The sequence below is a fragment of the Pseudomonas sp. BN411 genome (genome assembly GCF_029871235.1).
GTDB lineage: Bacteria > Pseudomonadota > Gammaproteobacteria > Pseudomonadales > Pseudomonadaceae > Metapseudomonas.
Genome location: NZ_SSOM01000073.1, coordinates 319,804 through 339,970, shown reverse-complemented (window position 1 = coordinate 339,970; position 20,167 = coordinate 319,804). Strand labels below are relative to the sequence as shown.

Genomic DNA, 20,167 nt, shown 5'->3' with positions numbered 1-20,167 from the left:
TCAGGGCCGGCAATCGGGAGGGCGGTGGCGGATGCTGCCGCCGAACAGCCCGGGCTGTTTAGGCCGGGCGATAAACGCGCACATTGGCGTGTCCCTCGCTGAGCAGGTGGTGAGCGTGCAAGCGGCTCATCACGCCCTTGTCGCAATACAGGAGGTACTGGCGGTTGGCGTCCAGTTCCTTGAAACGGTTGTTGACCGCGTAGAACGGCAGGGCCTGTACCTCGATGCCCGGCAGTTCCAGCGGGTCGTCTTCCTGGGCATCGGGATGGCGGATGTCGATGACGATCTGGCCCGGCAGGGCTTCACGCACTTCTTCCACGGCCACGTCCTGGCCCAGCTCGTCGATCACGCGGTCGATGGGCACCAGGCGCGCGCGCTCCAGGGCACGATCGAGGATGGCCATGTCGAACTGCTCTTCCTCATGTTCGATGCGACCGATCTTGGCCTTGGTGGTCGGGTTCACCGAGATCACGCCGCAGTACTCGGGCATGTGCTTGGCGAACTCGGCGGTGCCGATACGGGTGGCGGTGTCGATGATGTCCTGTTTGTGGCTGGCGATCAGCGGACGCAGCACCAGCATGTCGGTGGCCGAATCGATCACCGAGAGGTTGGGCAGGGTCTGGCTGGACACCTGGGAAATGGCTTCGCCGGTAACCAGCGCATCCAGGCTCAGGCGGCGCGCCATGTGGGTGGAGGCGCGCAGCATCATGCGCTTGAGCACCACGCCCATCTGGCTGTTGTCGACCTTGCTGAGGATTTCACCGACCACTTCCTCGAAGGGCACGCTGATGAACAGCACGCGCTGGGAACGGCCGAACTTCTCCCACAGGTAGTGGGCCACTTCCATCACGCCCAGTTCGTGGGCGCGGCCGCCGAGGTTGAAGAAGCAGAAGTGGGTCATCAGGCCGCGGCGCATCATCTGGTAGGCGGCGACGGTGGAGTCGAAGCCACCGGACATCAGCACCAGGGTCTGCTCCAGGGAGCCCAGCGGGTAACCGCCGATGCCGTCGTGCTGGTGGTGGATGACGAACAGGCGCTGGTCGCGCACTTCCATCCGTACTTCCACTTCCGGGTTCTTCAGGGAAATGCCGGCGGCGTTGCACTCCTGGCGCAGGCGGCTGCCGACGTGGCGCTCCAGCTCCATGGAGGTGAATTCATGCTTGCCCGCGCGCTTGCAGCGCACGGCGAAGATCTTGCCTGGGATCTGGTCGGCGTAGTGCAGCTTGCACTTTTCCAGCACGTCGTCGAAGTCGCCCAGCGGGTACTCGTGCACTTCGAGGAAGTGGGTGATACCGGGGACGCAGGTCAGCCGCTCGATCATTTCGCGCAGGAGCTTCGGCTCGGTCTGGCGAGTCTGGACTTCAAGGTTGTCCCAGACACCGGTCACCTCGAGCTCCGGGTCCAGGTCTTTCAGGACCGCGCGGATGTTCTTCGAGAGCTGACGGATGAAATGCTTGCGCACCGGCCGGCTCTTGATGGTGATTTCCGGGAAGACTTTGACGATGAGTTTCATGAAAACAGCGCCTGCAACGGCGGCCGAAAAAGAGGGGCGCGGATTATAGCGGAAATTGTTCAAGCTTTGACCAATTTCCTTCAGCAAAGCCTGCAACGCACCAAAATGGATCACATGCACCACGATGAGCACAAAAAAGGTGCGCAAAAACGCTCGCATTCAGGGCCAAGCCCCCGCCAGGCGCGAGTTTTAGGGCTTCTGCCCATAACGGGGCACTGGCACGCTAATTGCTCCCTTGTGAGGCAGGTCGCCCTGGCGGACTATCCCGCCCCGGCTTCACTACGAATTCTTTGAGGGGTTAACGGTTCCCCGCCCCCCCTTTCCATCCGGAGGACAACATGTCGAAGTCGCTTCAACTGATTAAAGAACACGACGTGAAGTGGATTGATCTGCGCTTCACCGATACCAAAGGCAAGCAGCAGCACGTGACCATGCCGGCCCGTGACGCCGATGACGATTTCTTCGAACACGGCAAGATGTTCGACGGCTCCTCCATCGAAGGTTGGAAAGGCATCGAAGCTTCCGACATGATCCTGCTGCCGGACGACAGCACTGCCGTTCTGGACCCGTTCACCGAAGAGCCGACCATTATCCTGGTCTGCGACATCATCGAGCCGAGCACCATGCAAGGCTACGATCGCGACCCGCGCGCCATCGCCCGTCGCGCCGAGGAATACCTGAAGACCACCGGTATCGGTGACACCGTATTCGTTGGTCCGGAGCCGGAGTTCTTCATCTTCGACGAAGTGAAGTTCAAGTCCGACATCTCCGGTTCCATGTTCAAGATCTTCTCCGAGCAGGCTTCCTGGAACACCGACGCCGACATCGAAGGCGGCAACAAGGGCCACCGTCCGGGCGTGAAGGGCGGCTACTTCCCGGTACCGCCGGTCGACCACGACCACGAAATCCGTACCGCCATGTGCAACGCCCTGGAAGAAATGGGCCTGGTGGTAGAAGTTCACCACCACGAAGTGGCCACCGCCGGCCAGAACGAGATCGGTGTGAAGTTCAACACCCTCGTTGCCAAGGCTGACGAAGTTCAGACCCTGAAGTACTGCGTGCACAACGTTGCCGACGCTTACGGCAAGACCGTGACCTTCATGCCGAAGCCGCTGTACGGCGACAACGGCTCGGGCATGCACGTTCACATGTCCATCTCCAAAGATGGCAAGAACACCTTCGCTGGCGAAGGCTATGCCGGCCTGTCCGACACCGCCCTGTACTTCATCGGCGGCATCATCAAGCACGGTAAGGCCCTGAACGGCTTCACCAACCCGGCTACCAACTCCTACAAGCGTCTGGTTCCCGGCTTCGAAGCTCCGGTAATGCTGGCCTACTCCGCTCGCAACCGTTCCGCTTCCATCCGTATCCCGTACGTGAACAGCCCGAAAGCCCGCCGTATCGAAGCGCGCTTCCCGGACCCGGCTGCCAACCCGTACCTGTGCTTCGCAGCTCTGCTGATGGCCGGTCTGGACGGTATCCAGAACAAGATTCACCCCGGCGATGCCGCCGACAAGAACCTGTATGACCTGCCGCCGGAAGAGGCGAAGGAAATCCCGCAGGTTTGCGGCAGCCTGAAAGAAGCCCTGGAAGAGCTGGACAAGGGCCGCGCGTTCCTGACCAAGGGCGGCGTGTTCTCCGACGACTTCATCGATGCCTACATCGAGCTGAAGAGCGAAGAAGAAATCAAGGTGCGCACCTTCGTGCACCCGCTGGAATACGACCTGTACTACAGCGTCTGATCCACGAATACCTATAAATAGCGTCAACATTAAGGCCTCCTTCGGGAGGCCTTTTTTATTGCCGGGCCGGTAACAAGGGCTGCTCTTCCTGTGGGGGCGATTTCAATCGCTAAACAGACCGCAGGTCTGCCCCTGAATACTGCAGGGGGCTGCTGCGCAGCCCATAGCGAATGAATTCGCCCCCACAACCAGCAGTCCACCGTCCCAGCTAGATCCCCCCATCCACCGGCACACCCTGCCCTTCCGGCGGTTCGGCCCTTGGCTGGCGCATCCGGCTGAGCTGGACGTTCAGGCGCGGCATCGCCAGTTCCAGGCCGGTCTGGTCGAGGCGTCTGCGCAGGCGCAGGTTGAACGCCCGCTGCACTTCCCACTGCTTGATCGGTGCGGTCTTGAAGCGGAAACGCAGGATCGCCTGGCCGTTATCGAAGCTTTCCACCCCCTGCAACTCCAGGGGCGACCACAGGCTGCGGCGCACTTCCGGGTCGCTGCGCAGTTCCTTGGCCACTTCGTGCACCAGCGCCACCGCGTCGTCGATCGGCATGCTCGCCGGCACCGGCCAGCGGAACATGGCGTAGCCGAACTGCCGAGAGTAGTTCTTGATGCTCTTGATCTCGCTGAAGGGAATGGTGTGCACCACGCCGTCCAGGTCGCGCAGGCGCACCGTACGGATGGTCAACCCCTCCACCGTGCCCAGGTGGCCGCCCACATCCACGTAGTCGTCGATGGACAGCGAGTCCTCGATGATGATGAACAGGCCGGTGATCAGGTCCGCCACCAGGGACTGTGCACCAAAACCGATCGCCAGGCCGATGACCCCCGCGCCGGCCAGCAGCGGCGTGACGTTCATGCCCATGTTGGCCAGGGCGACGATCAGCGCGATCACCGCGATGGTCACGAACAGCACGTTGCGGATCAGCGGCAGCATGGTCAGCGCCCGGGTGTTCGCCCGGCTCTTGCCGCTGACGCCGAGGCTGTGCTGCACCGCGGTATCGGAGAGGATCCAGATCAGCCAGGCCACCAACAGGGTGGTGCCGAAGCTGACCATCTTCATGCTGATTTCCGAGCCCTCGCCTTCGGCGTAGCGGATCAGCGACATGCCCCAGACCCGCAGCCCCACCTCGACGAAGAACAGCACCACGAACAGGTGCACCAGGGTGAGGCCGAACTTCTGCAGTTGCTCGACGTAGGGAGCACTGCGTCGATGCCCCTCGCCGCCACGGCCGGAACGCCGGCTGAGCAGGCCGATCACCGTCATAGCCACCACTGCCAGCATTGCGCAGACCAGGGCGCGACGCAGGGCGACGCTGCTGTCGGCGGCGGACACGAAGGTGGCGAAAAGCGAGGTTCCCACCAGCAGCAGCACCGGCACGAACCACAGGGAACCAACCAGCTCCACCAGTTCGTGCAGCCCACGGCGCTTCAGGCGGCGCTCCAGCGGCTGGTTGCGGATCAGGTGGGCAATGGGGCGACGGAAACGCAGGACGAACAGCGCGGTGAACACCGCCGCGATCGCATTGGCCAGGGTGCTCAGGCAAAGCGCCGTGTGCTCACCCAGCCCCGCCACCAGTCGCGGATCATGCGCCGCCTCGCCCAGGGCCGCCAGGCTGCCGATCAGCCACAAGGGACGAAACGCCTGGCGCCGCAGGATATCCAGCGCACGGATTCGGTGCGGGCCGCTGAGCAACGACAGGCAGATCACGCAGAGGGCGGAGAACAGGGTGCCGCAGACCAGCACGTAGGCCATCACCATCGCCAGGGTCTTGCTCAGGGAGCTGGGCAGCACGAACGACAGGTAGAGCGTGATGAAGAAGGCGATCAGCCAGGGCCCCAGCTTGCGCAGGGCGAACAGCACCAGGTCGCGGGTCTTGGGATGCTGCGGCAACTCCGCCGACAGGCCGAACCGGTCACGCATGCGCCGGCCCAGCCAGAGCAGCGCGCTGGCCAGGCAGGCCCAGAGCAGGATGACCACGCCGAAGTTGAACACGATCCCCGGCCAGTCGCGCCAGCCGGGCAGGCGCTCTACCACTTCGGCGCGGGCCAAGCGGAACTGGTTGCTCCAGATCACCAGGGGGCTGTTATCGCCCTGGAACTGCTTTTCCAGGCTGCCCAGGGTATCGCCGATCAGGCCGATCACTCCGCCTTCGCTTTCCTTCTCCTTGCCGGTGACATCGCGCAATTGCTTCAGCTTCTTCAGCAGGTCGGCGCGCTGCTGGTCGTTCTCAAGGGTTCGGATCACCTGGTTGAGCGACTGTTCGAGCTGGGCATCGCTGACCTGGGCACCGCTTGAGGAGGTGGTCGCCAGCGGGTTGGGCAGCGCTGCCTGCCCCTGAGCAGGAACGGCCAGGCCGACCAGCAGGCAGAGCAGCAGCGGGAACAGGAAACGGATGGCGGGCAAGGATGGAATTGGCACGGGAGGAGCACCCAAAAACGATGAAAGCGAATCGCATCATACAAAAGCTGGCTTACCACCCACTCACGCGGGACGGCCGGCTTCGCAGTCAGCAGCGGCAACAGTGACAGCGCGCGCTCCCGAGGGTTCGCTCCAGCGAGATTCGAGCGGCCGAAACCTGCCGAAATGTCCCAACGTGTTGCACCGCACACCGGCCATACCGACGCTGTCGCACAATGCCTCACTTGCCAGCCCGCCATCCGGGTGCAAGGCTTGGCATGGGTTTCCGGAGACCGCCCTCATGCGCCTCATCATCAGTTGCCTGCTGCTTGCCGCCGCCCTGCCGGCCACCGCACAGATCTACAAGTACACCGACGCTAACGGCAACACGGTGTTCACCAACCAACCCCCGGATGGCACCGCCAGCGAAACGGTGGAGCTGCCGCCGACCAACGCTATCCAGGCGCAGCCGCCGAGCCAGCCGGCCAACACGGAGGCCAACGCCGAACAAGTGGCGTCCTACCAGATCGTGGAGCTGACCGGCATCCCCGACGAGGAAGCCATGCGCGCCAACAACGGCACTTTCAGTGTCGGCGTGCGCCTGGAGCCGCGCCTGCAGCCCGGCCACAGCCTGCGCCTGCGCCTGGACGGCGAGCCTTACGGCCAACCGGCCAACGTGCCGCGCCTGCAGGTAGTGAACGCCGACCGTGGCGAGCACAGCCTGGTGGTCGATGTCCTTGCCGGCACCACTGTGGTGCAGAGCAGCGCACCCGTTACCTTTACCATCCAGCGGGTCAACACCAGCAGCCCGGCGCTGCGCCCACCACCCCCCACGCCACGGCCCAGCAACTGACCGATGATCCGTTTCCTGCTCCTCGCCCTCCTGCTCCTTGGCCAGCCCGTGCTGGCCGAGGTCTACACCTACATTGATGAAGAAGGTAACCGCGTCTTCACCGACCAGCCCAAACCGGGCAACGCCAAGCGCCTGGAGATCGCCCCGGCGCCCAACGAGATGGACGCGCCGAAGGATATCCAGCCACCGCCGCTCTATCCCAAACCCATTCCCCGCGAGCAGGGCTACCAGGTGCTGCGCATTCTGGTGCCCGAGCCCGACGCCACCATCCGCGACGGCGAAGGCAACCTGATCGTCAGCGCCATGAGCGAACCCGGCCTGCGCGGCAACCACAACTATCGACTGCTGCTGGACGGCCAGCCCGTAGGCGTACCGGGACGCAGCCCGGTGTTCCCGCTGGAAAACCTGGATCGCGGCACCCATCAGTTGGCAGTGGAAATCGTCGACGAGCAGGGCCGCGTGGTAGAGCGCACTCCGGGCCAGCCGGTGCATATCGTGCGCATGTCGCTGTCGCAGAAACGCCTGGCCCGCCCGTGCAAGAAGGACGACTACGGCGTGCGCCCCGAATGCCCGCTGAAGGACAAACCCAAGGACGAGGATGACGACGACATCGCCATCCTGCCGTTCATCTGATTCCTCCCCGACGGCCGGCAGAGCGGGATGACATTCCGCTCCGCCGGCCCGACCATCCGCTCAATACGCACCATTTCGGTGCAAGTCACTGCACCGCTTTCTATACTCTCCCCATTTTGGTTCGTCCTGCGCCGAACTATCTGCTCTGAAAAGCGCCCTCGGCCAGCGGAAACCCTGTTTTCCCGCGCCTTTTCAGGGCTTTGGTTTGCTTCTTGCATTTTCTTGTCATCGCCACGAGCGCCGAAGCCATGACCATCAACGACGCCCTGCACCGACTGTTGCTCGACAACCTGACCACTGCGGTGATCCTGCTCAATGCCGACCTGCGGCTCGAGTACATGAACCCGGCGGCGGAAATGCTCCTGGCCGTCAGTGGCCAGCGCAGCCATGGCCAGTTCATCAGCGAGCTGTTCACCGAATCGCCCGAGGCCCTCGCCTCCCTGCGCCAGGCGGTGGAGCAGGCGCACCCCTTCACCAAGCGCGAAGCCATGCTGACCTCGCTGTCCGGGCAGACGCTGACCGTCGACTACGCGGTGACGCCCATCCCCAACCGCGGCGAAACCCTGCTGCTGCTGGAGGTCCATCCCCGTGACCGCCTGCTGCGGATCACCAAGGAAGAGGCGCAGCTGTCCAAGCAGGAAACCACCAAGCTGCTGGTGCGCGGCCTGGCCCACGAGATCAAGAACCCCCTGGGCGGCATCCGCGGTGCCGCCCAACTGCTCTCCCGCGAACTGCCGGAAGAGTCCCTGAAGGACTACACCAACGTCATCATCGAAGAGGCTGACCGCCTGCGGAACCTGGTGGACCGCATGCTCGGCTCGAACAAGCTGCCGTCGCTGGCCATGACCAACGTCCACGAAGTGCTGGAGCGGGTCTGCAGCCTGGTGGACGCGGAAAGCCAGGGTGGCCTCAATCTGGTGCGCGACTACGACCCGAGCATCCCTGACCTGTTCATCGACAAGGAGCAGATGATCCAGGCGGTGCTCAATATCGTGCGCAACGCCATGCAGGCCCTTGCCGGGCAGAACGACCTGCGCCTGGGTCGCATCACCCTGCGCACGCGCACCCTGCGCCAATTCACCATCGGGCATACGCGCCATCGCCTGGTGACCAAGGTGGAAATCATCGACAACGGCCCGGGCATCCCGGCCGAGCTCCAGGAAACCATCTTCTATCCCATGGTCAGCGGCCGTCCGGACGGTACCGGGCTGGGGCTGGCCATCGCCCAGAACATCATCAGTCAGCATCAGGGCCTGATCGAGTGCGAGAGCCATCCCGGCCATACCGTCTTCTCGATCTTCCTGCCGCTGGAACAAGGAGCCTCTTCGTCATGAGCCGTAGTGAAACCGTCTGGATTGTCGACGACGACCGTTCCATCCGCTGGGTCCTGGAAAAGGCCCTGCAGCAGGTAGGCATGAACACGCAGAGCTTCGAGAGTGCCGACAGCCTGCTCGGGCGTCTGACCCGGCAGCAGCCGGACGTGATCATCTCGGACATCCGCATGCCGGGCGCCAGTGGCCTCGACCTGCTGGCGCAGATCCGCGACCTGCACCCGCGCCTGCCGGTGATCATCATGACCGCCCACTCCGACCTGGACAGCGCAGTCGCCTCCTACCAGGGCGGTGCCTTCGAGTACCTGCCCAAGCCCTTCGACGTCGACGAGGCGGTCTCCCTGGTCAAGCGCGCCTACCAGCACGCCCAGGAGCAACAAGGCCTGGAAGCCCCGGCAAGCCAGGCACGCACCCCCGAGATCATCGGCGAAGCGCCGGCCATGCAGGAGGTCTTCCGCGCCATCGGCCGCCTCAGCCACTCCAACATCACCGTGCTGATCAACGGCGAATCCGGTACCGGCAAGGAACTGGTCGCCCACGCACTGCACCGCCACAGCCCGCGTGCCGCGTCCCCGTTCATCGCCCTGAACATGGCGGCGATCCCGAAGGACCTGATGGAGTCAGAGCTGTTCGGCCATGAGAAAGGTGCCTTCACCGGCGCGGCCAACCAGCGTCGCGGCCGCTTCGAGCAGGCGGACGGCGGCACCCTGTTCCTCGACGAGATCGGCGACATGCCGGCGGACACCCAGACCCGCCTGCTGCGGGTACTGGCCGATGGCGAGTTCTACCGTGTCGGCGGCCACACGCCGGTGAAGGTGGACGTACGCATCATCGCCGCCACCCACCAGAACCTGGAAAACCTGGTGCAGGCCGGCAAGTTCCGCGAAGACCTGTTCCACCGCCTCAATGTCATTCGCATCCACATCCCGCGCCTGGCCGACCGCCGCGAAGACGTGCCGACACTGGCCCGGCATTTCCTCGCCCGCGCCGCCCAGGAACTGGCGGTAGAGCCCAAGCTGCTGAAAGGCGAGACCGAGGACTACCTCAAGCACTTGCCCTGGCCGGGCAACGTGCGCCAGCTGGAAAACACCTGCCGCTGGATCACGGTGATGGCCTCCGGGCGTGAGGTACACGTCGACGACCTGCCGCCGGAGCTGCTCACCCAGCCCCAGGACGCCGCGCCGGTGACCAACTGGGAACAGGCCCTTCGCCAGTGGGCCGACCAGTCGCTGGCCCGCGGCCAGTCGGGGCTGCTCGACACCGCCGTACCGGCCTTCGAGCGGATCATGATCGAAACCGCCCTCAAGCACACCGCCGGCCGCCGCCGGGATGCAGCCGTGCTGCTGGGCTGGGGCCGCAACACCCTGACCCGGAAGATCAAGGAACTGGGCATGAAGGTGGATGGCGGCGACGAGGACGACGGCGACGAAGCCTGATGGCTGATGCCTGATGCCTGGGGGCGGGGTGCAATGCCCCGCCCTTCCCGTTTTCACCCCCACGACTCGTGATTCATCCAGCACACCGGCGGCTATCGCCGGTGCGCTCGCGTTCCCTCTACACCTTTGCCGTGTGAATCATCTGGTTCCTCCGAAGTCCCGGCGGGGCCTTCTTCCATTTGTCAGGCGCTCGGTCCCTCCGCAAAAGGACCATCCCTGGTGCCGGAATCACGCTGACGCCTCAAAAAAGTGCTCCGCCCCCAGGCACTCGCAACGCTGAAATCCTGCCGCCAGCGCCCTCTCCAACAACGCGCGTTCTCCTTCAAAGCCACAGCCCACGCGGCCTCCAGGCGATCGAAGGAACCTGACCCGGTGCCCTGGGAAAAATTGGCACGGCCTCTGCAATAGTCCAGATAACAGTGGTTTCGGGGGCCCTGGTACAGGCAGGCCAGGGAATCCCCGCTCTTATGACAGGCAGGCTGACCTCCAGCCGCCACGGCTCCAGAAGAGCCGCATGCAGGACAGCGTCGCCCACGGGCGACCAGGTTTCAGGGGGCCTTGGTACAGGCAGGCCGGGGATCCCCTCTTTTATTCACAGGCGTGCTGGCTTCCAGCCGCCGGGCTCCACGAGGGGCCCATGCAGAACCGCGTCATCCGCCACGGCGGGCGACCACCCTTCAGGGGGCCTTGGTACAGGCAGGCCGGGGAATCCCCTCTTTTATCCACAGGCGCGCTGGCTTCCAGCCGCCGGGCTCGACCAGGGCCCAGTGCAGAACCGCGTCATCCGTCACGGCGGACGACCACCCTTCAGGGGGCCTTGGTACAGGCAGGCCGGGGAATCCCCTTTCTTATTCGGCGCGTAGGCTGACTTCCAGCCGCCAGCGCCCATCCGCCGCGGCGCCGTGCCATTCACCGTGCAGGGGCCGCGCCGCAACGAACCGCACCATTACACCGTGGGTCGAGCGCAACACCTTCCAGCTCACAGGTGCAGTGCCGAGGGTCAATTGCCCCCGGGCGGACTGCCCGTCCGCGCCGAGCATCAGCGCGTAGGCACCCTCCAGCTCTTCAGCGCGCACCTCGGGTTCCTGGTCGAACCAGAGCGCGAGGCCGTCCTGCCGCACCTCGATCTGCTCCAGATGCACGGGCTCGGGTGTCGTCAGGCGGCCAAGCATCATTCCCACCAGCAGGCCGAACAGCGCAAGGGAGAACAAAAAGCGCGGCCACAGGCTCGGTCGCGGATCATCATCGGGAGTAGAATGCCGCCCGTCTTCGGGCTCGGGGCCACCCATGTTTCACGTCATCCTGTTTCAACCGGAAATTCCGCCGAATACCGGCAACATTATCAGGCTGTGCGCCAATTCTGGCTGCCACCTTCATCTCATCGAACCCCTCGGATTCGAACTGGACGACAAGCGTTTGCGACGGGCCGGCCTGGACTACCACGAATACGCCACCCTCAAGCGCTACAGCGACCTGGAAAGCTGCCTGGAAGCCCTGGGCCATCCTCGGGTCTTCGCCTTCACCACCAAGGGCACCAAGCTGTTCCATGAAGTGGCCTTCGAGAAGGGCGATGCCTTCCTCTTCGGCCCGGAAAGCCGTGGCCTGCCCCAGGAAGTGCGCGAGAGCCTGCCGCCTGAGCAGCGCCTGCGCCTGCCGATGCGCCCCAACTGCCGCAGCCTGAACCTCTCCAACACCGTGGCCGTGGCGGTGTACGAGGCCTGGCGGCAGCATGATTTCAGCCTGGACTGAATCGGGTGCTGCTTTTCTGTGGGGGCGAATTCATTCGCTATACAGCCCGCAGGGCTGCCTTTAACGCCACAGGGGTCGCTTCGCGTCCCTTAGCGAATGAATTCGCCCCCACAGATACCCCCATCTTTTTCCACCCCAACAAAAAAGCGCCCCGAAGGGCGCTTTTTCGTCGAGCCTGAAAATCAGGCCTGGGCTTCGCCGGCAGCCTGCAGACGCGCCAGTTCCTGGGCGTACAGGGCGTCGAAGTTGACCGGGGAGAGCATCAGCGCCGGGAAGGAGCCACGGACAACCAGGCTGTCCAGGGTTTCGCGGGCGTAGGGGAACAGGATGTTCGGGCAGAAGGCACCCAGGGTGTGGCTCATGGAAGCCGCGTCCAGGCCCTTGATCAGGAAGATACCGGCCTGCTGCACTTCAGCGATGAAAGCGGTTTCTTCACCGTTTTTCACGGTCACGGACAGGGTCAGCACTACTTCGTGGAAGTCGCCGTCCAACTGCTTCTGGCGGGTGTTCAGGTCCAGGGAAACGCTCGGGGCCCACTCCTGACGGAAGATCTCCGGGCTCTTCGGCGCTTCGAAGGACAGGTCGCGCACGTAGATGCGCTGCAGGGAGAACTGGGGATTCTGGTTTTCGCCGTTGCTTGCTTGTTCGGTCATGGTTCTGCCTTGTTCTAGTGCGTTTCCGTTTGCGGGCTGGCCTGGAGCAGCGCGTCGAGCTTGCCGGCGCGTTCCAGAGCGTACAGGTCGTCACAGCCGCCCACGTGGGTCTGGCCGATCCAGATCTGCGGCACCGAGGTGCGCCCGGCCTTGCGGGTCATCTCGGCGCGAATTGCGGGGTTGCCATCGACGCTGATTTCTTCGTAGCGCACACCCTTGCTGTCCAGCAGGTGCTTGGCACGGATGCAGTAGGGGCACCAGGCGCTCGAATAGACGACGATTTCGGCCATCTCACTTCACCAGCGGCAGGTTGTCGCCACGCCAGGTGCCGATGCCACCGGACAGCTTGAGCGCGTTGAAGCCGGCTTTCTGCAGGTCACGGCAGACGGTGCCGGCATGCTGGCCCATGGAGTCGACCACGATGATGGCCTTGTCTTTGTGCTTCTCCAGCTCGGCGATGCGGCTGGCGAGCTTCTCGTAGGGGATGTTCAGGGCGTCGACGATATGGCCGCCGGAAAAGTCCTTGGTGGCGCGCACGTCCAGGATCACGGCCTGACCGCCGTTGACCATGGTGGTCAGCTCGCGGGTGGAAATGGCGCGGCCACTACGGCGCAGTTCATGGGCCAGCAGCAGGGCCAGCAGCACCACGAACGATCCACTCAGTACATAGTGGTTAGTGGCAAATTCAATCAGCTTAGCGAGCATCGTCGGCTTCCGGGACGGTAAAATGCCGGCCAGTATACACAGCCCCACAGGTCGGCCAAACCCCGTCCAGCGGTGACGCCGACGGAACCAGACCGTAGAATGCCGCGTCTTTTTTCCGGGGCCTTGCCCGCAACTTTCCACCCATTGCCGCAGACGAGTCGGACACTATGACAGCCACGCCCAAACCCCTGGTCCTGATCATCCTGGACGGTTTCGGTCACAGTGACAGCCCCGAATACAACGCCATCTACGCCGCCAGCACCCCGGTCTACGACCGCCTGCGCGCCACCCAGCCCCACGGCCTGATTTCGGGCAGCGGCATGGACGTCGGCCTGCCGGACGGCCAGATGGGCAACTCCGAAGTCGGCCACATGAACCTGGGTGCAGGTCGCGTGGTGTACCAGGACTTCACCCGCGTGACCAAGGCGATCCGCGACGGTGATTTCTTCACCAACCCGGAAATCACCACCGCCGTGGACAAGGCCGTGGCCGCCGGCAAGGCCGTGCACTTCATGGGCCTGCTCTCCGACGGCGGCGTGCACAGCCACCAGGACCACCTGGTCGCCATGGCTGAACTGGCCGCCCAGCGCGGCGCCGAGAAGATCTACCTGCACGCCTTCCTCGACGGCCGCGACACCCCGCCGAAGAGCGCCGAGCCCTCCATCAAGCTGCTGGACGAAGCCTTTGCCCGCCTCGGCAAGGGCCGCGTCGCCAGCCTGATCGGCCGCTACTTCGCCATGGACCGCGACAACCGCTGGGACCGCGTGGAAGCTGCCTATAACCTGATCACCGAAGGCAAGGCCGAATTCACCGCCGCCACCGCCGTCGAAGGCCTGGCTGCCGCCTACGAGCGCGGCGAGAGCGACGAGTTCGTCAAGGCCACCCGTATCGGCGATGCCGTGAAGGTGGAAGATGGCGACGCCGTGATCTTCATGAACTTCCGCGCCGACCGCGCTCGCGAGCTGTCGCGTGCCTTCGTCGAGCCGGGCTTCAAGGAATTCCCGCGCCAGCGCGAGCTGAAGCTCGCCGGCTACGTGATGCTGACCCAGTACGCGGCAAGCATCCCCGCCCCCAGCGCCTTCAAGCCCGAATCCCTGGACAACGTGCTGGGCGAATACCTGGCCAAGAACGGCAAGACCCAGCTGCGCATCGCCGAGACCGAGAAGTACGCCCACGTGACCTTCTTCTTCTCCGGCGGCCGCGAAGAGCCCTTCGAAGGCGAAGAACGCATCCTGATCCCGTCGCCCAAGGTCGCCACCTATGACCTGCAGCCGGAAATGAGCGCCCCCGAGGTGACCGACAAGATCGTCGACGCCATCGAGAACCAGCGCTACGACGTGATCGTGGTGAACTACGCCAACGGCGACATGGTCGGCCACACCGGCGTATTCGACGCCGCGGTCAAGGCCGTGGAGTGCCTGGACGGCTGCGTTGGCCGCATCGTCGAAGCCCTGGACAAGGTGGGCGGCGAAGCGTTGATCACCGCCGACCACGGCAACGTCGAGCAGATGGAAGACGAAATGACCGGCCAGGCGCATACCGCCCACACCTGCGAGCCGGTGCCCTTCATCTATGTAGGCAAGCGCCCGGCGAAGATCCGCGAAGGCGGCGTGCTGGCCGACGTGGCCCCGACGCTGCTGACCCTGATGGGCCTGCCGGTACCGGCCGAGATGACCGGCAAGACCATCGTCGAGCTGCAATGATCGACCCGGGCCGCCGCCACGGCGCGGCCCGAGCGCGGAAAATCTGCGCGCCTCATCAGGAAACGCCCCGAACCCCTGGTTCCGGGCGTTTTTTTTGCCCGGCACCACGGGCATACTAGGCCGGTCCTCCCCCCCTGGTGCCCCACGCCCCATGTTTCGCACCCTCGCCCTCGTTATCCTCGCCAGCCTGATGACCCCGGTCATGGCCGACCAGCGCGCCGAAACCCAGCAGCAGCTGGACCAGGCCGCCAAGGACGTTGGCGAGTTGAAGAAACTCCTGAAGCAACTGCAGCAGGAGAAGTCCGGTGTTCAGTCCGATCTGAAGAAGACCGAAACCGAGATGGGCAACCTTGAGGAACAGGTCAAGGACCTGCAGCAGGAGCTCAAGAACAGCGAAGGCGAGATCCAGCGCCTGGATGGGGAGAAAAAAAAACTCCAGGACGCACGCGCTGAACAGCAACGCCTGATTGGCATCCAGGCTCGCGCCGCCTATCAGAGCGGGCAGCAGGAATACGTCAAGTTGCTGCTCAACCAGCAGCACCCCGAGAAATTCGCCCGCACCCTCACCTACTACGATTACCTGAGCCAGGCCCGCCTGGAGCAGCTCACCGCGTTCAACGAGACCCTGCGCCAGCTGGCCAACGTCGAGCAGGAAATCACTGCCCAGCAGGACCAGCTCAACGAGCAGAAGGCTGCCCTGGAAGGCCGCCGCGAGCAGTTGGCGACTGCGCGCAAGGAGCGCCAGCAGGCCCTGGCCAAGCTCAATCAGGACTTCAGCGACCGCGACAAGAAGCTCAAGGCCCGCCAGCAGGAGCAGGCCGAACTGGGCAAGGTGCTGAAGACCATCGAAGAAACCCTGGCGCGCCAGGAGCGCGAGGCCCGGGAAGCCGAGGAAGCCCGCAAGCGTGCCCTCGCCGAGCAGCAGCGGCAGCTGCGCGAACTCCCGGCCGGCAGCCCCGCGCGGCCCGCCAATGGCCCGATGGTGTCCAGCGCCGGCGGCAATTTCGGCGGCCCCTTCGCCAAGGCCCGTGGCCAGCTGCCCTGGCCGGTGGACGGTCGCGTGGTGGCTCGCTTCGGCTCGGCCCGTGGCGGCGACTCCCGCGCCAAATGGGATGGCGTGCTGATCGGCGCCGCCGAAGGCAGCTCCGTCCGCGCCGTGCATGGTGGCCGCGTGGTTTTCGCTGACTGGTTGCGCGGCGCCGGGCTTCTGGTCATTCTCGACCATGGCAACGGCTTTCTGAGCCTTTATGGGCACAATCAGCGCCTTTTGAAAAATGCCGGCGATATCGTGAAAGCAGGCGAATCCATCGCCACCGTCGGCAACAGCGGCGGGCAGGACACGCCCGCACTGTACTTCGCCATTCGCCAGCAGGGCCGACCCACCGACCCGGCACAATGGTGCCGCGCGCAAGGATAGGCGCCACCTCATCTAGCAGGAGTTAGTTCGCATGCCGCATCTGTCCCGCCTCACTTCCCTGGCCATGGCACTGGCGCTGCTCAGCGGCGCCCCGCAGTTGCTGGCCGCCGAGGAGCCGGCAACCCTCCCCGCTACGGCGGTGAGCGGCAAGGCGCCGCTGCCGCTGGATGAGCTGCGTACCTTCGCCGAGGTGCTGGATCGCATCAAATCCGCCTACGTCGAGCCGGTCGACGACAAGACCCTGCTGGAAAACGCCATCAAGGGCATGCTCAGCAACCTCGACCCGCACTCCGCCTACCTGGAGCCGGAAGACTTCCAGGAGCTGCAGGAAAGCACCAGCGGCGAGTTCGGTGGCCTCGGCATCGAGGTCGGTGCCGAAGACGGCTTCATCAAGGTGGTTTCCCCCATCGACGACACTCCGGCCTCCAAGGCCGGCATCCAGCCCGGCGACCTGATCGTCAAGATCGACGGCCAGCCCACCAAGGGCATTTCGCTGATGGATGCAGTGGACAAGATGCGCGGCAAGGCCGGCAGCAAGATCACCCTGACCCTGGTGCGCGACGGCGGCCAGCCGTTCGACGTCGAACTGGTTCGCGCGGCGATCAAGGTCAAGAGCGTGAAGAGCCAGATCCTCGAGAAGGGCTATGGCTACGTGCGCATCACCCAGTTCCAGGTCAACACCGGCGAAGAAGTCGGCAAGGCCCTGGCCAAGCTGCGCAAGGACAACAACGGTCGCCTCTCCGGCCTGGTACTCGACCTGCGCAACAACCCCGGCGGCGTGCTGCAGTCGGCGGTGGAGGTTTCCGACCACTTCCTGAAGAAGGGTCTGATCGTCTACACCAAGGGCCGCATCGCCAATTCCGAGCTGCGCTTCTCCGCCGACCCGGCCGATGCCAGTGAAGGCGTGCCGCTGGTGGTGCTGATCAACGGCGGCAGCGCTTCGGCGGCCGAGATCGTCGCTGGCGCCCTGCAGGATCACAAGCGCGGCGTGCTGATGGGCACCGACAGCTTCGGCAAGGGTTCCGTGCAGACCGTGCTGCCGCTGAACAACGACCGCGCCCTGAAGCTGACCACCGCGCTCTACTACACCCCCAATGGCCGTTCGATCCAGGCCCAGGGCATCGTTCCGGACATCGAGGTGGCGCGCGCCAAGGTCACTCGTGAGCAGGACGGCGAAACCTTCAAGGAAGCCGACCTCGCCGGTCACCTCGGCAACGGCAACGGCGGCGCCGACCGTCCGAGCGCGAGCAAGAAGTCCGCAGAACCGCGCCCGCAGGATGACGACTTCCAGCTGGGCCAGGCCCTCAACCTGCTGAAAGGCCTGAACGTCACCCGCGAGAACTGAGAATGAGCTGGAAGGCCTGGCTGCTGGCGCTCTGCCTGAGCGCGACGGCAGCCAGCGCCTGGGCCGCGCCACCGGCCCGCCTGGCCCTGGTGATCGACGACCTGGGCCAGAATCCCGCCCGCGATCGCCGTGTCCTCGCCCTCCCCGGCCCGGTGGCGCTGTCCATCCTTCCGGATACCCCGCACTCCCGCGAACTGGCCGAAGCCGCCCACGCCGCCGGCAAGACGGTGATGTTGCATCTGCCCATGGACCCGGCCAACGGCCCCTACGCCTGGCACCCCGGGCTAGCCACCGCCGAGCTTGAAAGGCGCCTCGACGCCGCCCTGCACCAGGTGCCCTACGCGCGTGGCCTGAACAACCACATGGGCAGCCGCATGACCGAGCAGCGCCCGGCCATGGCCTGGCTGATGCAGCGCCTGCAGCAGGATCACCGTTTCTTCATCGACAGCCGCACCAGTGCTTCCACCGTCGCCGCCGCTGAAGCGCAGAAAGCCGGGCTGGCCAGCCTCTCGCGGGACATCTTCCTTGACGACGACCAGAGCCCGTCGGCCGTAGCCGCCCAGTTCGACGCTGCCCTCAAGCTCGCCCGCAAGCAGGGCTCGGCACTGATGATCGGCCACCCGCACCCGGCGACCCTGGAGCTGCTCGAACGCGAGCTCCCGCGCCTGAAGCAGCAAGGCTTCGAGCTGATCGATGTGGAAATGCTGATCGCCTTGCGCGGTAACCGGGCCATGGCGGCCCATGGCAAGGCGGGGATTTACCGCTGAGTCGCCAAAGATGCCTGTAGGGGCGAATTCATTCGCCAAGCAGGCCGCAGGTCTGCCCTGCAAGCCCTCATGGGGCAGCTGCCCTGCCCTTGGCGATTGAAATCGCCCCTACAGAAAAGCATCGCAAATGAATTCGCCCCCACAAGGAAAGGCGAACCTGTAGCGCTGTTACAGGTAGTTCTGGGTGATCTCGTCGACGTACCCATCGCTGCGCATCTGGTCGAGGGCCTTCTGCAGACGCTCGATGACCTCGTCCGGCGTGTCCTTGTTGAAGGCCAGGTAGAGCTCGGCGCTGTTGAAACGCAGCACGGTCTGCAGGCCGGTCACGCCTTCCTGCTTGGCCAGGTAGCGGCCCACCGGATCGGTGGTGGCCCAGAGGTCGATCTGGCCCTTGAGCAGCTTCTTCACGTTCTCCTGGTCACGCAGGGCGTTCTGCGGCGCCATGCCCTGGCTTTCCAGGTGCTGGCTCACGGCGTCGTTCTTGTAGGCGCCGATGCGGTACTGGGACGCGCTCTTCAGGTCCTTGACGCTCAGGTTGTTGCCCGGCGCGGCGAGCAGCACCCACTCGGTCTTGGCGATGGGGCCGACCCACTTGAACAGCGGTTGGCGCTCGGCGGTGAAGGTGGTGGAGAACAGGCCGTAGCTGGGCTTGTCGAGGGTGAGGCGATAGAGGCGGTCCCAGGGGAAACGCAGGGTCAGGCTGTAGTTGATGCCGGCACGCTTGAACATCTCGCGGACGATATCGGTGCTGATGCCGTCGATTCCGTCGTCACGGGCGAAGTTCTTGTCGTCCACCGCCATGTTGAACGGCGGGAAGTTCTCGGTGAGCAACACCACCTTGTAGTCCGCCGGCAATTCGGCACGCGCCGTGAAGGCGAGGAACATCAGGCCCAGGGTCAGGGCGCGTTGGATCAACTTCTGCATTGTCATACCGCTCGCTTGATTTGTGGTTGTGGCTAAGCGGCTTCCTTGCGTGGGCTCCCCACCCACGGACGTACGACTCGACCCGTCCTGCCTTCCTTGGCAAGCGACCGGCTTGTGGCCGGTCGCTGGAGTCTTTAACTACTTTCAATGCGCTACCCGTTACAGGTAGCTGTTGAGGATCTCGTCGACGAAGCCCTCGGAGCGCATCTGGTCCAGCGCGCCCTGCAGTTTCTTCACCACTTCGTCGGGGACCTCTTTGTTCAGCGCCAGGAACAGCTCGGCCTGGTTGAAGCGCAGCACGGTCTTCAGGCCGCCCACGCCTTCCTGCTTGGCCAGGTAACGGCCGGCGGGGTCGCCGGTGGCCCAAAGGTCGATCTGGCCCTTCTCCAGCTTCTTCGCGTTCTCCTGGTCGCGCAGGGCGGTGACGGGCTCGAGCTTCTGCTGGGCAAGGTACTCGGCGATCGCGTCGCCCTTGTAGGCACCGACCTTGTACTTGCGCGCGTCTTCCAGGCTGCCGAGGGCGATCTGGCTGTCGGCGCGGGCCAGCATGATCCAGTCATCCGGACCGATCGGGCCAACCCACTTGAAGGACTGTTCGCGCTCGGGCAAACGAGCGGTGACGAAGACGCCATAGCCCGGCTTTTCCAGCGCCAGCTTGTAGATGCGATCCCAGGGGAAGCGCAGGGTCAGGCTGTACTTGACCCCGGCGCGCTTGAACATCTCGCGCACGATGTCGACGGCGATACCGTCGATGTTGTCTTCCTGGGCAAAGTTCTTCCCATTGATCGACATGTTGTAGGGCGGGAAGTTTTCGGTCAGGAGAACAACGCTGTAGTTCTCATCCACTTCGGCGCGGGCGGCACCGGCAAGCACCATCAGGGTACCGGCCAACGCCAGCAGCAGGCGTTTCGACATAGGCGATTAACCTTCCAGGAGAGATGGGAAATGCGCTGAGCTTAACCTCGCGGGAGCGAGGCTCGGGCATCAGCAGCCCAGGCTGCGAAGTC

Annotated in this window: 18 protein-coding genes; 10 read left to right on the top strand and 8 right to left on the bottom strand. The window is 64.5% G+C overall.

The annotated features are described in order from the left end of the window. Positions 1-58 precede the first annotated feature (58 nt). A complete protein-coding gene (gene thiI, locus E8F06_RS19605; protein WP_280370204.1) occupies positions 59-1,513 on the bottom strand; it encodes a tRNA uracil 4-sulfurtransferase ThiI in 1,455 nt (484 codons plus the stop codon). A 338-nt stretch (positions 1,514-1,851) separates the two neighbouring features. Here thiI and glnA point away from each other — a divergent pair, with 338 nt between their 5' ends. Beyond that, a complete protein-coding gene (gene glnA, locus E8F06_RS19600) occupies positions 1,852-3,255 on the top strand; it encodes a glutamate--ammonia ligase (RefSeq protein WP_069086056.1) in 1,404 nt (467 codons plus the stop codon). Positions 3,256-3,463: 208 nt separating this feature from the next. Here the strand turns inward: glnA and E8F06_RS19595 are convergent, their stop codons facing one another. Then, on the bottom strand, positions 3,464-5,632 hold the full coding sequence (locus tag E8F06_RS19595) for a mechanosensitive ion channel family protein (protein ID WP_280370637.1): 2,169 nt from the start codon (positions 5,630-5,632) through the stop codon (positions 3,464-3,466). A gap of 313 nt (positions 5,633-5,945) precedes the next feature. Between E8F06_RS19595 and E8F06_RS19590 the strand changes: the two genes are divergently transcribed. The 4 genes from E8F06_RS19590 (at position 5,946) to ntrC (ending at position 9,897) form a co-directional block, all read left to right on the top strand. Further along, complete coding sequence (locus tag E8F06_RS19590; RefSeq protein WP_280370202.1) at positions 5,946-6,497, top strand: DUF4124 domain-containing protein; 552 nt, start codon at positions 5,946-5,948, stop codon at positions 6,495-6,497. Positions 6,498-6,500: 3 nt separating this feature from the next. Continuing rightward, positions 6,501-7,130 (top strand): DUF4124 domain-containing protein, encoded by a 630-nt coding sequence (locus E8F06_RS19585; protein ID WP_280370200.1) that lies wholly within the window; start codon positions 6,501-6,503, stop codon positions 7,128-7,130. Positions 7,131-7,378: 248 nt separating this feature from the next. Then, positions 7,379-8,464, top strand: a complete 1,086-nt coding sequence (gene glnL, locus E8F06_RS19580) for a nitrogen regulation protein NR(II) (RefSeq protein ID WP_280370198.1) — start codon at positions 7,379-7,381, stop codon at positions 8,462-8,464. Further along, the gene (gene ntrC / locus E8F06_RS19575; RefSeq protein ID WP_280370196.1) at positions 8,461-9,897 is read left to right on the top strand and encodes a nitrogen regulation protein NR(I); all 1,437 of its coding nucleotides are present in this window, start codon (positions 8,461-8,463) and stop codon (positions 9,895-9,897) included. Before glnL ends, ntrC begins: the two co-directional genes overlap by 4 nt. Before the next feature lie 848 nt (positions 9,898-10,745). On the opposite strand, the gene E8F06_RS19570 is transcribed toward ntrC, so the two are convergent. Continuing rightward, on the bottom strand, positions 10,746-11,186 hold the full coding sequence (locus E8F06_RS19570; protein ID WP_280370194.1) for a hypothetical protein: 441 nt from the start codon (positions 11,184-11,186) through the stop codon (positions 10,746-10,748). Between E8F06_RS19570 and trmL the strand changes: the two genes are divergently transcribed. Next, a complete protein-coding gene (gene trmL / locus E8F06_RS19565; protein ID WP_190829514.1) occupies positions 11,185-11,646 on the top strand; it encodes a tRNA (uridine(34)/cytosine(34)/5-carboxymethylaminomethyluridine(34)-2'-O)-methyltransferase TrmL in 462 nt (153 codons plus the stop codon). The two genes, E8F06_RS19570 and trmL, sit on opposite strands and share 2 nt — an antisense overlap. A 182-nt stretch (positions 11,647-11,828) precedes the next feature. Here trmL and secB read toward each other — a convergent pair whose 3' ends face one another. From secB to E8F06_RS19550, 3 genes are read right to left on the bottom strand one after another with little or no spacing between them, the layout of a single operon-like run. Beyond that, positions 11,829-12,299, bottom strand: coding sequence for a protein-export chaperone SecB (gene secB, locus E8F06_RS19560; protein ID WP_151137988.1), 471 nt, complete (start codon positions 12,297-12,299; stop codon positions 11,829-11,831). 14 nt (positions 12,300-12,313) lie between these two features. Next, positions 12,314-12,589, bottom strand: a complete 276-nt coding sequence (gene grxC, locus E8F06_RS19555) for a glutaredoxin 3 (RefSeq protein ID WP_280370192.1) — start codon at positions 12,587-12,589, stop codon at positions 12,314-12,316. Between the two features lies 1 nt (position 12,590). Continuing rightward, positions 12,591-13,004, bottom strand: a complete 414-nt coding sequence (locus tag E8F06_RS19550) for a rhodanese-like domain-containing protein (protein ID WP_271469762.1) — start codon at positions 13,002-13,004, stop codon at positions 12,591-12,593. A gap of 167 nt (positions 13,005-13,171) precedes the next feature. Here E8F06_RS19550 and gpmI point away from each other — a divergent pair, with 167 nt between their 5' ends. The 4 genes from gpmI (at position 13,172) to E8F06_RS19530 (ending at position 18,236) form a co-directional block, all read left to right on the top strand. Continuing rightward, the gene (gpmI, locus tag E8F06_RS19545; protein WP_280370189.1) at positions 13,172-14,707 is read left to right on the top strand and encodes a 2,3-bisphosphoglycerate-independent phosphoglycerate mutase; all 1,536 of its coding nucleotides are present in this window, start codon (positions 13,172-13,174) and stop codon (positions 14,705-14,707) included. A gap of 151 nt (positions 14,708-14,858) precedes the next feature. After that, on the top strand, positions 14,859-16,124 hold the full coding sequence (locus E8F06_RS19540; RefSeq protein ID WP_280370187.1) for a murein hydrolase activator EnvC: 1,266 nt from the start codon (positions 14,859-14,861) through the stop codon (positions 16,122-16,124). Between the two features lie 31 nt (positions 16,125-16,155). Next, entirely contained in the window at positions 16,156-17,469 is a 1,314-nt protein-coding gene (locus E8F06_RS19535) for a S41 family peptidase (RefSeq protein WP_280370185.1), read from the top strand. Between the two features lie 2 nt (positions 17,470-17,471). Next, complete coding sequence (locus tag E8F06_RS19530; protein ID WP_280370184.1) at positions 17,472-18,236, top strand: divergent polysaccharide deacetylase family protein; 765 nt, start codon at positions 17,472-17,474, stop codon at positions 18,234-18,236. Between the two features lie 168 nt (positions 18,237-18,404). Here E8F06_RS19530 and E8F06_RS19525 read toward each other — a convergent pair whose 3' ends face one another. Continuing rightward, complete coding sequence (locus tag E8F06_RS19525; RefSeq protein WP_280370182.1) at positions 18,405-19,160, bottom strand: ABC transporter substrate-binding protein; 756 nt, start codon at positions 19,158-19,160, stop codon at positions 18,405-18,407. A 159-nt stretch (positions 19,161-19,319) separates the two neighbouring features. Further along, a complete protein-coding gene (locus E8F06_RS19520) occupies positions 19,320-20,075 on the bottom strand; it encodes an ABC transporter substrate-binding protein (protein WP_271469766.1) in 756 nt (251 codons plus the stop codon). Positions 20,076-20,167 lie beyond the last annotated feature (92 nt).

What these genes read in the sequence shown, in the direction of transcription:
- thiI (WP_280370204.1), bottom strand. Translation starts at nt 1,513, where the DNA reads ATGAAACTCATCGTCAAAGTCTTCCCGGAAATCACCATCAAGAGCCGG.
- glnA (WP_069086056.1), top strand. Translation starts at nt 1,852, where the DNA reads ATGTCGAAGTCGCTTCAACTGATTAAAGAACACGACGTGAAGTGGATT.
- E8F06_RS19590 (WP_280370202.1), top strand. Translation starts at nt 5,946, where the DNA reads ATGCGCCTCATCATCAGTTGCCTGCTGCTTGCCGCCGCCCTGCCGGCC.
- E8F06_RS19585 (WP_280370200.1), top strand. Translation starts at nt 6,501, where the DNA reads ATGATCCGTTTCCTGCTCCTCGCCCTCCTGCTCCTTGGCCAGCCCGTG.
- glnL (WP_280370198.1), top strand. Translation starts at nt 7,379, where the DNA reads ATGACCATCAACGACGCCCTGCACCGACTGTTGCTCGACAACCTGACC.
- ntrC (WP_280370196.1), top strand. Translation starts at nt 8,461, where the DNA reads ATGAGCCGTAGTGAAACCGTCTGGATTGTCGACGACGACCGTTCCATC.
- trmL (WP_190829514.1), top strand. Translation starts at nt 11,185, where the DNA reads ATGTTTCACGTCATCCTGTTTCAACCGGAAATTCCGCCGAATACCGGC.
- E8F06_RS19570 (WP_280370194.1), bottom strand. Translation starts at nt 11,186, where the DNA reads ATGGGTGGCCCCGAGCCCGAAGACGGGCGGCATTCTACTCCCGATGAT.
- secB (WP_151137988.1), bottom strand. Translation starts at nt 12,299, where the DNA reads ATGACCGAACAAGCAAGCAACGGCGAAAACCAGAATCCCCAGTTCTCC.
- grxC (WP_280370192.1), bottom strand. Translation starts at nt 12,589, where the DNA reads ATGGCCGAAATCGTCGTCTATTCGAGCGCCTGGTGCCCCTACTGCATC.
- E8F06_RS19550 (WP_271469762.1), bottom strand. Translation starts at nt 13,004, where the DNA reads ATGCTCGCTAAGCTGATTGAATTTGCCACTAACCACTATGTACTGAGT.
- gpmI (WP_280370189.1), top strand. Translation starts at nt 13,172, where the DNA reads ATGACAGCCACGCCCAAACCCCTGGTCCTGATCATCCTGGACGGTTTC.
- E8F06_RS19540 (WP_280370187.1), top strand. Translation starts at nt 14,859, where the DNA reads ATGTTTCGCACCCTCGCCCTCGTTATCCTCGCCAGCCTGATGACCCCG.
- E8F06_RS19535 (WP_280370185.1), top strand. Translation starts at nt 16,156, where the DNA reads ATGCCGCATCTGTCCCGCCTCACTTCCCTGGCCATGGCACTGGCGCTG.
- E8F06_RS19530 (WP_280370184.1), top strand. Translation starts at nt 17,472, where the DNA reads ATGAGCTGGAAGGCCTGGCTGCTGGCGCTCTGCCTGAGCGCGACGGCA.
- E8F06_RS19525 (WP_280370182.1), bottom strand. Translation starts at nt 19,160, where the DNA reads ATGCAGAAGTTGATCCAACGCGCCCTGACCCTGGGCCTGATGTTCCTC.
- E8F06_RS19520 (WP_271469766.1), bottom strand. Translation starts at nt 20,075, where the DNA reads ATGTCGAAACGCCTGCTGCTGGCGTTGGCCGGTACCCTGATGGTGCTT.